This window comes from Mesorhizobium sp. M7A.F.Ca.US.007.01.2.1, from assembly GCF_003998165.1.
In the GTDB taxonomy this organism is placed as follows: Bacteria; Pseudomonadota; Alphaproteobacteria; order Rhizobiales; family Rhizobiaceae; genus Mesorhizobium; species Mesorhizobium ciceri.
In genome coordinates this window covers 44,322-58,698 of record NZ_RZQP01000013.1, presented here as the reverse complement: position 1 = coordinate 58,698, position 14,377 = coordinate 44,322, and the positions used below count along the sequence as shown (strand labels likewise).

The 14,377-nt window shown below is 62.2% G+C and carries 14 protein-coding genes; 4 read left to right on the top strand and 10 right to left on the bottom strand.

Features of this window, described 5'->3' with window-relative positions:
* The first annotated feature begins 164 nt into the window (after positions 1-164).
* The gene (gene carB, locus EN949_RS04570; RefSeq protein ID WP_027162088.1) at positions 165-3,671 is read left to right on the top strand and encodes a carbamoyl-phosphate synthase large subunit; all 3,507 of its coding nucleotides are present in this window, start codon (positions 165-167) and stop codon (positions 3,669-3,671) included.
* 887 nt (positions 3,672-4,558) lie between these two features.
* Positions 4,559-5,254, top strand: a complete 696-nt coding sequence (locus tag EN949_RS04565; RefSeq protein WP_164755264.1) for a pentapeptide repeat-containing protein — start codon at positions 4,559-4,561, stop codon at positions 5,252-5,254.
* Positions 5,255-5,301: 47 nt separating this feature from the next.
* Here the strand turns inward: EN949_RS04565 and EN949_RS04560 are convergent, their stop codons facing one another.
* From EN949_RS04560 to EN949_RS04550, 3 genes are all read right to left on the bottom strand, one after another.
* Complete coding sequence (locus EN949_RS04560) at positions 5,302-5,694, bottom strand: RidA family protein (RefSeq protein ID WP_127366854.1); 393 nt, start codon at positions 5,692-5,694, stop codon at positions 5,302-5,304.
* A gap of 224 nt (positions 5,695-5,918) precedes the next feature.
* Entirely contained in the window at positions 5,919-6,380 is a 462-nt protein-coding gene (locus tag EN949_RS04555) for a DUF6644 family protein (RefSeq protein WP_127366855.1), read from the bottom strand.
* A complete protein-coding gene (locus EN949_RS04550) occupies positions 6,381-6,764 on the bottom strand; it encodes a DUF6152 family protein (RefSeq protein ID WP_127366856.1) in 384 nt (127 codons plus the stop codon).
* A gap of 212 nt (positions 6,765-6,976) precedes the next feature.
* Between EN949_RS04550 and EN949_RS04545 the strand changes: the two genes are divergently transcribed.
* A complete protein-coding gene (locus tag EN949_RS04545; protein ID WP_127366857.1) occupies positions 6,977-7,297 on the top strand; it encodes a DUF1476 domain-containing protein in 321 nt (106 codons plus the stop codon).
* Between the two features lie 203 nt (positions 7,298-7,500).
* Here the strand turns inward: EN949_RS04545 and EN949_RS04540 are convergent, their stop codons facing one another.
* Entirely contained in the window at positions 7,501-8,055 is a 555-nt protein-coding gene (locus EN949_RS04540) for a DUF4142 domain-containing protein (RefSeq protein ID WP_013530103.1), read from the bottom strand.
* Positions 8,056-8,189: 134 nt separating this feature from the next.
* Positions 8,190-8,933 (bottom strand): DUF899 family protein, encoded by a 744-nt coding sequence (locus EN949_RS04535; protein WP_164767828.1) that lies wholly within the window; start codon positions 8,931-8,933, stop codon positions 8,190-8,192.
* A 145-nt stretch (positions 8,934-9,078) separates the two neighbouring features.
* On the opposite strand from EN949_RS04535, the gene EN949_RS04530 reads away from it, so the two are divergent.
* On the top strand, positions 9,079-9,414 hold the full coding sequence (locus EN949_RS04530; RefSeq protein WP_063168797.1) for a hypothetical protein: 336 nt from the start codon (positions 9,079-9,081) through the stop codon (positions 9,412-9,414).
* A gap of 28 nt (positions 9,415-9,442) precedes the next feature.
* On the opposite strand, the gene EN949_RS04525 is transcribed toward EN949_RS04530, so the two are convergent.
* The 5 genes from EN949_RS04525 to EN949_RS04505 form a co-directional block, all read right to left on the bottom strand.
* Complete coding sequence (locus EN949_RS04525) at positions 9,443-10,267, bottom strand: carbohydrate ABC transporter permease (protein ID WP_063168798.1); 825 nt, start codon at positions 10,265-10,267, stop codon at positions 9,443-9,445.
* A gap of 1 nt (position 10,268) precedes the next feature.
* Positions 10,269-11,231 (bottom strand): sugar ABC transporter permease, encoded by a 963-nt coding sequence (locus tag EN949_RS04520; RefSeq protein WP_063168799.1) that lies wholly within the window; start codon positions 11,229-11,231, stop codon positions 10,269-10,271.
* 46 nt (positions 11,232-11,277) lie between these two features.
* Positions 11,278-12,546 (bottom strand): ABC transporter substrate-binding protein, encoded by a 1,269-nt coding sequence (locus tag EN949_RS04515; protein ID WP_063170315.1) that lies wholly within the window; start codon positions 12,544-12,546, stop codon positions 11,278-11,280.
* A gap of 282 nt (positions 12,547-12,828) precedes the next feature.
* On the bottom strand, positions 12,829-13,317 hold the full coding sequence (locus EN949_RS04510) for a GNAT family N-acetyltransferase (protein ID WP_024504138.1): 489 nt from the start codon (positions 13,315-13,317) through the stop codon (positions 12,829-12,831).
* 5 nt (positions 13,318-13,322) lie between these two features.
* Positions 13,323-14,228, bottom strand: a complete 906-nt coding sequence (locus EN949_RS04505) for a lytic transglycosylase domain-containing protein (RefSeq protein ID WP_127371641.1) — start codon at positions 14,226-14,228, stop codon at positions 13,323-13,325.
* Positions 14,229-14,377: the final 149 nt, after the last annotated feature.

Genomic DNA, 14,377 nt, shown 5'->3' with positions numbered 1-14,377 from the left:
CTCCCCTACTCCCCTATTCCCCTACCTCGCATTTTCGGGGTTACATCAGTCAAAACTCTTCCCTATAAGGCCCTCCTAGCCTGATACCAGAATCGCGAGCACAACCGGCCGGGTCTTCCCGTCCCGGTTTTTTGTGCAAGCCGCCCGCCGAACGGACCTTTGACATGCCAAGACGCACTGACATCAAGTCGATCCTGATCATCGGGGCCGGCCCCATCGTCATCGGCCAGGCCTGCGAATTCGACTATTCCGGCACCCAGGCCTGCAAGGCGCTGAAAGAGGAAGGCTTCCGCGTCATCCTGGTCAATTCCAACCCGGCCACCATCATGACCGACCCGGAACTGGCCGACGCCACCTATATCGAGCCGATCACGCCTGAAGTGGTGGCCAAGATCATCGCCAAGGAGCGGCCCGACGCGCTGCTGCCGACCATGGGCGGCCAGACCGCGCTCAACACCGCTCTGTCGCTGCGCCGCATGGGCGTGCTCGAGCGCTACAATGTCGAGATGATCGGCGCCGATGCTACCGCCATCGACAAGGCCGAGGACCGCGCGCTGTTTCGCGAGGCGATGAAGAAGATCGGCCTGGAAACGCCGAAGTCGATGCTGGCCAATGCCACCGACGTCAAGAACACCGACCGCAAGACGCATGAGGCCGAGCGCGCGGCGCTCAAGGCCGAGAAGCCGGCCGATCTCGACGCCGCGCTCGATGCGCTGGAAACCCGCTGGAACCTCGGCGAAGGCGACCGCAAGCAGCGCTATATCAGCCATGGCATGGCGATCGCCGCCCAGGCGCTCGACCATGTCGGCCTGCCGGCCATCATCCGCCCGTCCTTCACCATGGGCGGCACCGGCGGCGGCATCGCCTACAACCGCGCCGAATTCTACGAGATCGTCCAGTCCGGCCTCGACGCCTCGCCGACCACCGAAGTGCTGATCGAGGAGAGCGTGCTCGGCTGGAAGGAGTATGAGATGGAGGTCGTCCGCGACAGAGCGGACAATTGCATCATCGTCTGCTCGATCGAGAACATCGACCCGATGGGCGTGCATACGGGCGATTCGATCACCGTCGCCCCGGCGCTGACGCTGACCGACAAAGAATACCAGATGATGCGCAACGCCTCGATCGCCGTGCTGCGCGAGATCGGCGTCGAGACCGGCGGTTCCAACGTGCAGTTCGCCGTCAACCCGGCCGATGGCCGCCTCGTCGTCATCGAGATGAACCCGCGCGTCTCGCGCTCTTCAGCTCTGGCTTCAAAGGCGACCGGTTTCCCGATCGCCAAGATCGCCGCAAAGCTCGCCGTCGGCTACACGCTGGACGAGCTGGAGAACGACATCACCGGCGGCGCGACGCCAGCCTCGTTCGAACCGAGCATCGACTACGTCGTCACGAAGATCCCGCGTTTCGCCTTCGAGAAATTCCCCGGCGCCGAGCCGGTGCTGACCACCGCCATGAAGTCGGTGGGCGAAGTCATGGCCATCGGCCGCACCTTCCAGGAATCGCTCCAGAAGGCGCTGCGTGGACTGGAAACCGGCCTGACCGGTCTGGACGAGATCGAAATCCCCGGTCTCAGCCATGGGGGCCTCGGTTCCGCCAATCATGCCGACGACCGCAACGCCATTCGTGCGGCGCTCGGCACGCCGACGCCCGACCGGCTGCGCATGGTGGCGCAGGCGATCCGCATGGGCACCTCGTTGGAGGACGTGCACGCCATGTGCAAGATCGACCCGTGGTTCCTCGAACAGATCGCCGGCATCGTCGCCATGGAAGCCCGCATCCGCGAGCACGGCATTCCCGAGGATGCCGTCAACCTGCGCATGCTGAAGGCCATGGGTTTCTCCGATGCCCGCCTCGCGTCGCTGACGAAGACCGACGCCGAAGTGATTCAGAAAGCTCGCGAAAAGCTCGACGTTCATCCTGTTTATAAACGCATCGACACTTGTGCGGCCGAGTTCGCCTCGCCCACCGCCTACATGTACTCGACCTATGAAGTGCCGTTCGCCGGCGCGCTGGCCAACGAGGCGCAGGTCTCGTCGCGCAAGAAGGTCGTGATCCTCGGCGGCGGCCCCAACCGCATCGGCCAGGGCATCGAGTTCGACTATTGCTGCTGCCACGCCGCCTTCGCGCTGCGCGACGCCGGCTATGAAGCGATCATGATCAACTGCAACCCGGAGACGGTCTCGACCGACTACGACACCTCGGACCGGCTCTATTTCGAGCCGCTGACGGCCGAAGACGTGCTGGAGATCCTGCGCGCCGAGCAGGCCTCGGGCGAGCTGGTCGGCGTCATCGTCCAGTTCGGCGGCCAGACGCCGCTGAAGCTGGCGGATGCGCTGGAGAAGGCCGGCATCCCCATCCTCGGCACCTCGCCCGACATGATCGATCTCGCCGAAGACCGCGACCGCTTCCAGAAGCTCCTGCACAAGCTCAACCTCAGCCAGCCGAAGAACGGCATCGCCTATTCGGTCGAGCAGGCTCGGCTGGTTGCCGGCGAGCTCGGTTTCCCCTTGGTGGTGCGCCCGTCCTATGTGCTCGGCGGCCGCGCCATGCAGATCATTCATGACGAGGGCATGCTGCAGACCTATCTGCTCGACACCGTGCCCGGCCTGGTGCCGGAGGACATCAAGCAGAAATACCCCAACGACAAGACCGGCCAGATCAACACGCTGCTGGGCAAGAACCCGCTGCTGTTCGACACCTACCTATCCGGCGCCATCGAGGTCGATGTCGACTGCCTCTGCGACGGCAAGGCGACCTTCGTCTCCGGCATTTTGGAGCACATCGAGGAAGCCGGCATCCATTCGGGCGACAGCGCCTGCTCGCTGCCGGTGCATTCGCTGCCTTCCGAACTGGTCGACGAGCTGGAGCGCCAGACGGCAGCCCTTGCCCGCGCGCTCAATGTCGGCGGGCTGATGAACGTGCAGTATGCGATCAAGGACGGCACGGTCTATGTGCTGGAGGTTAACCCGCGCGCATCGCGCACCGTGCCCTTCGTCGCCAAGACCATCGGCCGGCCAATTGCCAAGATTGCCGCCCGCATCATGGCCGGCGAGAAGTTGGAAGACGCCTTCGCCCATTACGGCGCCATGCCCGACCCCAGGAACCCCGGCCACATCGCGGTCAAGGAAGCCGTCTTCCCCTTCGCCCGCTTCCCCGGCGTCGACATCCTGCTCGGCCCGGAAATGCGCTCGACCGGCGAGGTCATGGGCCTCGACCGCGATTTTGCGCTGGCCTTCGCCAAGAGCCAGCTCGGCGCCGGCGTCGACCTGCCCCGCTCCGGCACGCTGTTCGTCTCGGTGCGCGACGAAGACAAGAAGGGCATATTGCCGGCGGTCAAGCGCCTGGCCGGCCTCGGCTTCAAGGTGCTGGCCACATCAGGCACGGCCCGCTTCCTCGCCGAAAACGGCGTCGACGCGCAGAAGATCAACAAGGTGCTGGAAGGCCGCCCCCACATCGAAGACGCCATCCGCAACCGCCAGGTGCAGATCGTCTTCAACACGACGGATGGCCAGAAGGCGGTGTCGGATTCGAAGTCGCTGCGGCGAGCCACGCTGATGCAGAAGGTGCCGTATTATACGACGCTGTCGGGCGCGGCCGCGGTGGCGGAGGCGATTGCGGCGCTGAAGGCGGGGAGTTTGGAGGTCAGACCGCTGCAGGAATATTTTGCTTAGGCGATTGGCTGGCTTCTCCCCGTTCAACGGGGAGAAGATGCCGGCAGGCAGATGAGGGGCAGCGCGAACTTTTGAGATGCTTGGCATTTCGAGGGATCGTCAACGGGCTGAATCAGGGCTTACGGCCAATGGGTATTTCAGAGTTATTTGCGGATTAGACCGACGCTTGATAGCTTCACTACATAGTGGCGGAGTCGGGATTCTTTTGTGGACAGCTGGAAAACCCTAGTCAGTGCGACGCTTGCTCTTTCACCTACGAACAAGGTTGGAAAGACTTTAGGTCTCACGGTTCGCGGAGGGGAAGCCAAGGTAGGCTGGCATTTCCCCACGATCCGTTATGCCGTAAGCCGAGTAGTCCTGCACTTTCATACAGAAGATTGTTCGCTTCCAGAAGAGGACTGGGCATTTGACGCGATAAACTTGGGGGAAATAGGGGTCGCCCAAGAGATTTCAGAAACTACGGAAATCAACAGAGGAATAGACAGTGGATGGGCAGCGTCAATTTCTGCGTCCACTTCAAAGGGAAGTGTGAAGTCAACACGTTCGCGTGCTATCAAGAACGCAGGGGTAAAATCGTCGCGTTTTTCGACAGTACACCGGCCCGTTTTGGCACATGGGAGTGCGGTGAGCCCGGCGTGGAGCCTCACCTCTGAACAGTTACAAAAACCATTGCTTGGCACACTGATCAAGCATGACCGCTTCTGCCGCGCTGAGCCCAACGGACCGAAGCCGAAAGTTTCAGTATCCTTCGAAATCCCGTACGACGCCCTCCTATTCAGACGGGCAGACGGCTCATTCTTCTCGGGGAATAAGTTTGGGATGGTAAGGCTATTGCTGAGAGCAGCGATATGCGAGCGAAAACAACCAATCTGCGAGACAGACCTGTAATGGTGGAATTAGTTGAGGTTTTGGCAAAAGTTCATTCGGCCGACACCGACAACTTCAGGGAGTTGGTGAGTATATCCGGTCTCGATCCAGAATCTGATTTTCGTTTTGCAAATTTTGAAGGCATGGATTTTGCAAATTGCAAATTGAGGGGCTTCGATTTTACCGGCTGTGATTTTACCAAAGCGGTTATCGGAAATGCCGATTTCAGCGGTGCCATTCTTAAGGGCGCCAAGTTCCCTAAGAACTCCATTTCACCGAGTCTTATCAATAGCCACATGCTTCTCCAGAAGAGGAAGGCAATCATAGCCGCTATGTCCTCCCGACTTGGAGATGCCTTAGTTCAAACAAGCCAGGCAATGTATCAAAACGCCGACGGAAAAAAGAGAATAGCGTGCACCATATCTAAAAGATACGACTATCGAACGCCTTATTGGTATGCGTATCACCCAAGATGGGATGACTTTCTAAGAGACGGCGCTGAGGGATATTTCGTGCTTGGCTGCATGGATCTAAATATAGCCTTTTCAATTCCACGACTGGTTATAAATAGGATTCTATTTGATCTTCATGTTTCAAAAACGCAAAAGAGCCAGTACTGGCACGTTCACATTGGTGAGCCGACCGAAGGCGAATACGTCCTAATAATCCCTCACAAGAATAGCGTTAGCCTGAAGCCTTATGAATTTCTAATTTAAGCTACCTGTACACGCTGTACCTAAACCTTGACCGGTAACATCTGCCCTCAAGCCACCGCCACACACTCAATCTCAATATCGAATTCCATCGGCCAAGAAGCCACCGGCACAAAACTCCGCGCCGGCGGGTTGACGCTGAAGTACCGGGCATAGACCCGGTTAATCACGTTGTAGAAGCCGGAATTGACGGCGTAGATGCGCACCATCACCACATTGTCGAGCGAGGTGCCGGCCGCTTCCAGGCAATGTTTCAGCGCTTTGAGCGACGCCTCGGTCTGCACCTCGATGTCGCCGCGCACCATCTCGCCGGTCACCATGTCCACCGGCGGCGTCGCCGAGATGAACACGAAGCCATTGGCCTTGACCGCCGTCGAGCAGGGCAGCCCGAGCGCCCGCACCTTGTCCGACATGACAGGCACTTCGATGATTTCTTTCTTCATGGCAAATCTCCCTTGTTTGCAGGGAGCTTATCCCCGCACTGGCGGAACGCCAGCGCCGTTCTTCCCTTCTCCCCTTGTGGGAGAAGGTGGATCGGCGCGTTAGCGCCGAGACGGTTGAGGGGTGTTCCAGCGGAATGAGGCGGCGGCGTTCCCTGGAACACCCCTCATCCGACCTCGCTTCGCGAGGCCACCTTCTCCCACAGGGGGAGAAGGCCAGTGCGGCGCTAGAGAAATCCGATGAACCGTCCGGCGAAAAGCACTGATGTCCACAGCAGTATCGAGAGCACAGCCAGGATGGTGCTGCCGGCCAGCTCGTCGCCGCCTGTTGCGCGGCGCAAGCGCATGAAGGCGAGGAAATTGACGCCGGCGAGAAGGATGAGTGCCATCTTGGCGAGGAAAACCGGCATCGCCGCATAGGTGCCCGCCTTGACCGAAAACAGCAGCGAGCCTGTGACGAGCGCACCCGCGAACGCACTTAATGCAATGCGGCGCAGCAGCGCGACGAATGCGGCTTGCGGCAGCGAACGGAAGGCGCCGCAGATCCTGAGGTCCATGAGAACGACGCTGGTCAGCAGCGCACCGATCGACATGATGTGGAGCGCATTGACTATGGGGTAGGCAATGAAGGAAGCCTTCAGCCACCGCGCCAACGCAAGATGCTCAATGCCGGCAAGGAACTCGGCCATTTACGCCGGCGGCACTCGGTCGGGATAGACATCATAGGTTTTCCCGCCGACGATGACGCGGACAGCTTTCATGCGCTTTTCGGTCGCCTCGAGCGAACGGTTGCCGATCGCGGTCACCTCGTCGCCGACCTTGGCCACCTCCTCCGTGAAGCCGGCGGCGATCGTGCGTGATGGCGGCGCCATCTCCACCCGCCAGGCCTCACCCTCGGCGTCGACATCCAGCGTAGCGTGCGGATTGCCGATATAGATGGCCGTGATCTTGCCCTTGAGTTCGAAAAGCCCATCCTGTGTCCACGACCAGCCGTGATGGGCATAGGCCGCGGTGCCGGCGGCAAGCATCACGGCCGCCGTCAGCGCGACGCTGCGAATTGCCTTGAACTGCATCGCTCGTCTCCTCGGTTCATCCCGCAGGGACTTGAGAGTAGGACACGGCGCGGCAACGTCAAATCATATCGAGCGAAAGACTGGACCGCCAAGCGCCCGCCCAATCGCCGGCATGACGCCTTGTTAATGACACCCATGCACACCACTCTCTCTTTCCTGGCCGTTCTTCCCCTGGGCTGAAGATCGGACTCCCATCGGAAACGAGGCGAACCATGAGCAGCATGAGAGACCGTCAGGAAGGCTTCGAAAAGAAGTTTGCGATGGACGAGGAAACGAAGTTCAGGGCCATGGCGCGCCGCAACAAGCTGCTCGGCCTGTGGGCCGCTGAACAGCTCGGCAAATCCGGTGCGGACGCCCACGCCTATGCCAAGGAAGTCGTGCACGCGGATTTCGAAGAGGCAGGCGACAACGATGTGTTCCGCAAGGTCCGCGCCGACTTCGACGCGGCAGGCATCGCCCAGTCGGATGCCCAGATACGCACCGCCATGGAAACCCTGCTGGTGACCGCGGTCGAGCAGATCAGATCGACCTGAGCGCCGCTCAGCCTTGATCGGTATAGGACGTGCCGTCCTTAAGGCACAGGGCCACATTGTGGTGTTGGTTGGCCAAGCGGGCTGGCTTCCATCGTAGCGCTCTACGGCGCCCCCCTCTGTCCTGCCGGACAGGACAGAGGGGGGAGCCATAGTGAACCGCGTCCTGCCGGGCAGGACAGAGGGGGCGCCATAGTGAACCGCCCTCACCCCTGATGCGCGGCGGCCAGTTCCTTCACGTGTTTTTCGTGCATCTGCAGCGTCGGCAGGGTTTTCTTGGCGAATTCCTTCATTGCCGGGTCGTCGCCGGATTTCGCATAGCCGCTGAACAGCGCGACGGCCTCCTTGTGGGCGTTGGTCTGCATCTCGATGTATTTGGCCTGGAATTGATCGCCGCTGGCGCTCTTCAGCTCATCGAGCATCTTCTGCTCCTTGGGCTGCAGGGCCGGACCGGACGGCGCGGTGGCCGAGGTTGTCTGGCCCTGGGCAAGCGCCGCCTTGAATTCCTCGCCGGCCTTGGTGTGATCGGCGATCATCTGTTTGGCGAACGCCTTGACGTCGGCGTCGGTTGCCTGTTGCTCGGCGAGTTTGCTGGACTCGATCTCGAACTCATTGGCGCTCGGCACCGTCTTGATGAAGGTCGAAGTGTCGACCTTCGTCGTGGCGGCGAGCGGCGTGGTCGTGGCGGTCGTGTTCGACTGGGCAAAGGCCGGCGCGCCGGCAAGCAATGCTGCTGCGGTCAGAATGGTAAGCGTTTTCATGGCATGTCTCCGGTTGGAATTGTCCCTCGGACAATCCAACGTCGCTTGGGCACTCCGGTTGCAGGTCATGAGGAAGAAGCCTGCGCATGTCGCCTCGATCGGCCCGAACCGCGGCGGCTGACCAGAGCTGCCTTTCAGTGGCAACACGCCTCGCCATATTGCAGCTGTTCGTTCCAGCTCGGCCGACCTTCCGGCGTGAAATCCATAAGGTTCCACAGCGTTTCGCAGGTGCCGAGGCCACGCGGATCCTGACCGGGCTCCGTCGGTGCGAAATCCAGTTCCGAACTCCAGAAATGGCGTATGCCGTCGGGGTCGCGGTGAAACACCGACAGCAGCGGGATCTGTGAGCCGTCGGCCGCCTCCGCATTGTAGTCGCGCTTGAAGCTGTTGGCCGCCGAAGACACCAGCCGCATGTTGCGCCAGCCCCGATCTCGACCGAGCGTGACCAGGTTTTCGAGCGCGGTCTTGCCCACCACCGCGAAATTGAAGCCGGCCGCCTGGAGATGCCCGACCGCGCCGTCGAACTGATCGAGCAATGCCGTGCAGGACGGACATGGCTGGTCCGGTCGGGCGAGCTTCGCCGTGCCGCCGCTGGTCGCCACATCGCGCTTCTCCTGCGGGTGGCGCGGGAACATCATGTTGTAGAGGATCAGGCTGTCCTTGCCGGGCGCGAACAGCTCCGACAGCCTTGTCTTCGCGGGCTTGCCGTGGGCATCCAGTGCGTCGAATTCATAGTCCTGGCGGATCAGCCCGCCCGGCGGCAGCGCGCGCCGGGCCTCGGCGACCTCTTCCATGGCGCGGCGCAGCTCGATTTCCTTCTTCAGCAATTTTTCGCGCGCGGTGCGGTATTTCGCGGATTCGTTGGGAAAGGTGATCATGATCGGCTCCTTCAAGTCGCAGCGCCGGCGTCCCGGCGCGGTTGCTCTGCGACCCAAGGACGTTTGGCGGTGATCGGCTCCGACATTTATTGCGCATGGTGATATGTCGTAATACCTGTCCGGGCAGCGTGATCCGGGGGACGAGATGCACGACGACGAGATCGATCTGCGCTGCCCGCAAGTAGTGACCGACAATGCCGCCAAGGGCCTCAGACTGCGCGGAGAATTCGGCCGCGGCGGCACCGAGATCGGCGTCGCCCGCGCCACCGAACTGAAGAACCGGGAAAAGCTCGCGCCCTCCACCATTCGCCGCATGGTCAGCTATTTCGCCCGCCACGAGGTCGACAAGCGCGGCAGGAACTACGGCAATGAGCAGAACCCTTCGGCCGGCTACATCGCCCGGCTGCTGTGGGGCGGCGATGAAGGCCGCACCTGGGCGCTTGATCTCAAGCAGAAGATCGGCAACGCGCCGGACATCTGACAACGGTCCGCACTACGCTGACCGCTCCTCACCCCTTCACCCCGCCGGCGGTGAGGCCGGAGACGATCTTGCGCTGGAAGATCAGCACCAGCACCACCAGCGGCACCGTGACGATCACCGAGGCGGCCATGATGTTGCCCCAGGGGATCTCGAACTGCGAGTTGCCGGAGAGCAGCGCGATCGCCACCGGCACGGTCCGCTGTGCGTTGTTGGAGGTGAAGGTCAGGGCAAACAGGAACTCGTTCCACGCACCGATGAAGGCCAGCAGGCCGGTGGTCGCCAGCGCCGGCCACATCAGCGGCAGGAAGACCCGGGTGACGATGATCCACGGCGTCGCGCCGTCTAGGATCGCCGCCTCCTCGACCTCGACCGGCAGGTCGCGGACGAAGGTGGTGAGCACCCAGACGGTGAACGGCAAGGTGAAGATCATGTAGGAGAAGATCAGCGCGAACAGGGAATTGTAGAGGCCGAAGATGCGGACCAGTTCGAACAGCCCGGCCAGCAGCGCCACCTGCGGGAACATCGACACCGACAGGATGATGAACAAAAGCGCCGAGCGGCCGCGGAATCGAATGCGCGCCAGCGCGTAGGCTGATGTGATGCCGAGCAACAGCGACAGCGCGACGACTGCGCCGGAGACGAAGAGCGAGTTCGCGAGGTTGCGCACGAAGGCGCCCTCGATCAGCACGTTTCTGTAATTGGCGAAACTGATCGTCGTTGGCCACAGATCAGCCCGGAACAGATCGGTCCCGGATTTCAGGCTGGTGACGATGGCGTAATAGAACGGGAACACCGCGACGAAGACGATTGCCCCGACCAGCAGGTAAAAGGCCGTGCGCTTCACGATCCACATCTCAGCGGTCCCCGTCCAGGCTGATCCGGCCGATCCGGATGGTGACGATGGTAAGCAGAGCGAGAATGAGGAAGAGCAGGGTCGAGGCGGCGGAGCCATAGGCGAACTTGTCGAACTCGAACAGGTTCTCGCGGGCGAACACCGACATCGACTTGGTGTGCACATTGTTGGGCGTCAGCACATAGATCAGGTCGAAGATACGCAGCGCATCGAGCGCGCGGAAGATCACCGCCACCAACAGCGCGGGACGGATCAGCGGCAAGGTCACCCGCCAGAAGATCTGCCAGGGGTTGGCGCCGTCGAGCCTGGCGACCTCGATGATCTCCCTCGGCAGCATCTGCAGCGCGGCCAAGATGAGCAGCGTCATGAATGGCGTCGCCTTCCAGATATCGACGATGAGGACCGCCGCCATCGCGGTGTCGGCGTTGGCCGTCCAGGCGATCTTGGTGCTGATCAGGCCGAGATTGAGCAGCACCACATTGATGATGCCGAACTGGTCGTTGAGCATCCATTGCCACATCTTCGCCGAGACGATCGTCGGGATTGCCCAGGGGATCAGGATCGCCGCCCTGACGATGCCGCGGCCTCTGAATTCGGCGTTGAGAACCAGGGCAACGATGGTGCCGAGGATGGTCTCGCAGGTCACCGAAATCACGGTGAAGCGCACCGTGTTCCAGACGGCACGCCACCAGACAGGGTCGACCAGCAACCCGTCATAGAGGGTCCGGCCGCTTGGCATGTGAAGTACCGAAAAGTAATTGGCGAAGCCGACCCATTGGCGCGCGTCGAGATCGGCCAGCGAGGCGTCGGTGAAGCTGAAATAGACCGTGCGGGCAAGCGGCCAGCCGGCCGCCGCGGCGAGCACCAGAAGCATTGGCGCCAGGAAAAGCCACGCCGAGCGAACGCGCTGTGCCCTCAACGGCGCGTGCGCGGCCTTGGCTGTTTCCGGTTTCATCCCTGTCATCTCGCTCCGCTCGCTGCGGTCCCGCCGGCCGGCTGTCCCAGTATCGTCACCAGCCTCGGCCCTTCAGCTTGGTCAGCGTCGCTTCGAGGTCGGCCAGATTGTCGGCGGCAGTGCCGTCGCCCGAGAGCGTGTTGTGAACAGCGTTCCAGAACTGGCTCGACGCCTCGTTGTATTTGATCCTGGTGGCGGCCGAGGGGCGCGGCACCGCATTGAGAAAGATCTGCTTCCAGCGCGGAATAATCGGGTGTTCCATGGCAATGTCGGCATCGTCATACAGCGCCTGGATGGTCGGCAGATTGGACGTCTTCAGCGCGCGGTATTTCTGCATCGCGGGCGAGGCAATGAACTTGACCAGCTCGATCGCGGCATCCGGATGCTTCGAATATTTGGAGACCGCGAGGTTCCAGCCACCCAGCGTCGCGACCGGTCGGGCGCCTTCGCCGGTGCCGGCCGGCAGCGGCGCCACGTCGAACTTGCCCTTGATCGGCGAGCCCTCGCCGTTGCCGAGCGCATAGGCATAGGGCCAGTTGCGCATGAACACCGCGTTGCCGGTCTGCCAGACGCCGCGCGATTCCTCTTCCTGGTAGGCGAGCACGCCGGGCGGCGCGATGGTCCCGACCCAGCCCTTGACCATATCGAGCACCGCCGCCGCTTTTGGATTGCTGATGGAGATGGAGCCGTCCGGCTCGATGATCTGGCCGCCGCCATTCGACATCACCCATTCGAGCGCGTCGCAGGTCAGCCCCTCATAGGCGTTGCCCTGAAAGACGAAGCCCCAGATATCCCGATTGCCGGCTGCACGTTCCTTATCCATGACCAGCCTGGCGGTGTCCGCCAGTTCCTTCCAGGTGGCCGGCACCTTGGCGCCATATTTGTCGAGGAGATCCTTGCGGTAGTAGAGCGCCGGCGCATCGGTGAAGATCGGCAAGGCGACGAGCTTGCCATTGACGGTCTGCGACCGGATGATCGACGGGAAATGCTCGGCCACGATGTCCCTGGTCGCTGCGGTCAAATCGACGAGCTGGCTGGCGAGCTGCGGCGCCCAGATCACGTCCGTCTGGTAGACGTCGATGTCGCTGTTTCCGGCGGCAAGCCACAGCCGGTACTGGCCGAACTGGTCGGTCCCGGACGTCGGCATGACGACGATGTTGACCTTGTTGCCGCTGTCTTTCTCGTAACGGTCGAGGATCTCGCGCAGCACCTTGATGCCGTCGCCGGTATCGCCCGACACCATCGACAGCTCGACGGCCCGCGCCGGCGTACCAATCAGCATGGCGGCGACGCCGAGCGCCAGGAATGCGTGAGAAAACTTCATGGTGATGGATGTCCCTCCGCAGCCGGCGACAGGAAACACTCCACGCGCCGGCAGCTTGTCGGACCCCGCCTTCCATTGAATGCGAAGCGGCGCTTTGGGTTCCCAAATCGCGCCGTTCCTGCGTGAGGCGACACCCATCAGGGGGTGTTGAGATTCAGGTCAGGCCGAGTCGAAAATGGTGGTTTCCGAGAACCGGAGCGGAGCGTACTTTTGGGTACGTGAGCACCGGAAGCGCAGGAAGCCATCATTTGCAGGCCGGCATCACCTGAATATCAGCACACCCTAGCCTTCCCAGGCGACAGGCATCATCCCCAGCCGCTCATAGAGCCGGACGGCGGCGGGATTCTCGACCGTGTTGGTCTTGAGGTCGACATGGTCGGCGCCGCGTTCGCGAAAAACGGCGAAGGCGTGCCACATCAGCGCTTCGGCAACACCCTTGCCGCGCGCCTCGGGATGAACGGCAAGATCCTTGACGAAGGCGCGGGTCCAGCACAGCGCCGCCGCCGCCAGCCGGCCCTTGGCGTCGATGACGAGGAAGCACAGCGCCGGGTCGAATTCGGGATCGTCCGCGATACGCGGCCACCACTCGTCGAACGGACCATCGGCGCCGTCATCGAACACTTCCGTCAAAAGCGCATGCAGGGCGGGCGCGTCACCAGGCTCGAAACTGCGCATGACAAAGCCGTCGGGCCAGTGCGGCGGAACCAGCGTCTCATCGAGGATCTTGCGCAGCCGGATGTCGTTCAGGGCCGGCGGGCGCGGTTCAGGCATCGCGCTCAGGCGTCGGGTTGCAGGCGACGGCGCTGGCGGTCGCGGCCAAGGCCGGTCGCCTCGAGCAGGCCCTTGCGCTTGGCGTCGTAATAATAGCCGGTCTGATAGAGCCAGTCGGCCTTCTTGGCGTTGCCGCCGGCCACCAGCCAGGCGCCGCGCAGATATTTGACCGCGTATTTTAGATTGGTTTCGGCGTCGAACAGGCCCTTGGCCGGTCCGTCATAGCCCATGCCGCGTGCCGTCGCGTGCTTGATCTGCATCAGTCCCCAATGGCCGTTGTTGTAGGCTTTCGGGTTGAAGGTGCTCTCGCGGTTGACGACATGGCGCACCAGGTCCACCGGCACCTGGTAGATCGCCGCATATTTCTCGATCAGCCGCTCGACATCGCCACGCACGCCCGTCGCGTGTTCTTCTTGCACGGGCCCCGCCGGAAACTGGACCAGGGCCGCCGGGTTCTGCGGCACGACATAGGCGACCTGCTGGACGCCGGGCATGCGGTCGCCCTTGGCGGTTGCCGGCACGATCAGCCCCGCGGTCGTATAAGTCTCGGCCGCCTTGACCGGTTCGTTCGCATTTGCCGGCGGCGGCGCCTGCCAGGCATTGGCGGTCATAACCGCGGGCACGGCTGGTGCCGCCGGTGTCGATCCGGCAAAAGCGGCGGTCGCCGCAGCCGGCTGTGCGGCGGGATCGGGCGGCAGCTCGGCCGTCTGAACGGGGGCGATCCCCGATGATTCCGGCAGCACCGAAACCGTCTCCGGCAGAGGCACGGTGAAGCCGGCATCAGCACCGGCGGCGGTCGCTGTTTCGGTGAGAGCAGGCGCGGACTTCATCTGCGAGGTCGACGTGCAGCCGCTGATGCCGGCGGAGGCCAGGATCACGCCGATCGCGATAAGATTGAGTTTTGCTGGCAAGCCGCGCTCGGGTCCGGTTTGTCGGGTTGTTAAGAAATCCCTTACACCAGCGATTCAGGCCGGGCAATCGGGGCGATCAGGTGGTTTTCGGGTGGCGAGACGCAGGCGGCGATGCCATATTGTTCCGGATATGTACTGGGACGAATCCC

Coding starts and splice junctions, on each gene's coding strand:
- EN949_RS04530 (WP_063168797.1), top strand. CDS start 9,079: ATGCACGACGACGAGATCGATCTGCGCTGCCCGCAAGTAGTGACCGAC.
- EN949_RS04565 (WP_164755264.1), top strand. CDS start 4,559: ATGGTGGAATTAGTTGAGGTTTTGGCAAAAGTTCATTCGGCCGACACC.
- EN949_RS04540 (WP_013530103.1), bottom strand. CDS start 8,055: ATGAAAACGCTTACCATTCTGACCGCAGCAGCATTGCTTGCCGGCGCG.
- EN949_RS04535 (WP_164767828.1), bottom strand. CDS start 8,933: ATGATCACCTTTCCCAACGAATCCGCGAAATACCGCACCGCGCGCGAA.
- EN949_RS04520 (WP_063168799.1), bottom strand. CDS start 11,231: ATGACAGGGATGAAACCGGAAACAGCCAAGGCCGCGCACGCGCCGTTG.
- EN949_RS04510 (WP_024504138.1), bottom strand. CDS start 13,317: ATGCCTGAACCGCGCCCGCCGGCCCTGAACGACATCCGGCTGCGCAAG.
- carB (WP_027162088.1), top strand. CDS start 165: ATGCCAAGACGCACTGACATCAAGTCGATCCTGATCATCGGGGCCGGC.
- EN949_RS04525 (WP_063168798.1), bottom strand. CDS start 10,267: ATGTGGATCGTGAAGCGCACGGCCTTTTACCTGCTGGTCGGGGCAATC.
- EN949_RS04550 (WP_127366856.1), bottom strand. CDS start 6,764: ATGCAGTTCAAGGCAATTCGCAGCGTCGCGCTGACGGCGGCCGTGATG.
- EN949_RS04560 (WP_127366854.1), bottom strand. CDS start 5,694: ATGAAGAAAGAAATCATCGAAGTGCCTGTCATGTCGGACAAGGTGCGG.
- EN949_RS04515 (WP_063170315.1), bottom strand. CDS start 12,546: ATGAAGTTTTCTCACGCATTCCTGGCGCTCGGCGTCGCCGCCATGCTG.
- EN949_RS04555 (WP_127366855.1), bottom strand. CDS start 6,380: ATGGCCGAGTTCCTTGCCGGCATTGAGCATCTTGCGTTGGCGCGGTGG.
- EN949_RS04545 (WP_127366857.1), top strand. CDS start 6,977: ATGAGCAGCATGAGAGACCGTCAGGAAGGCTTCGAAAAGAAGTTTGCG.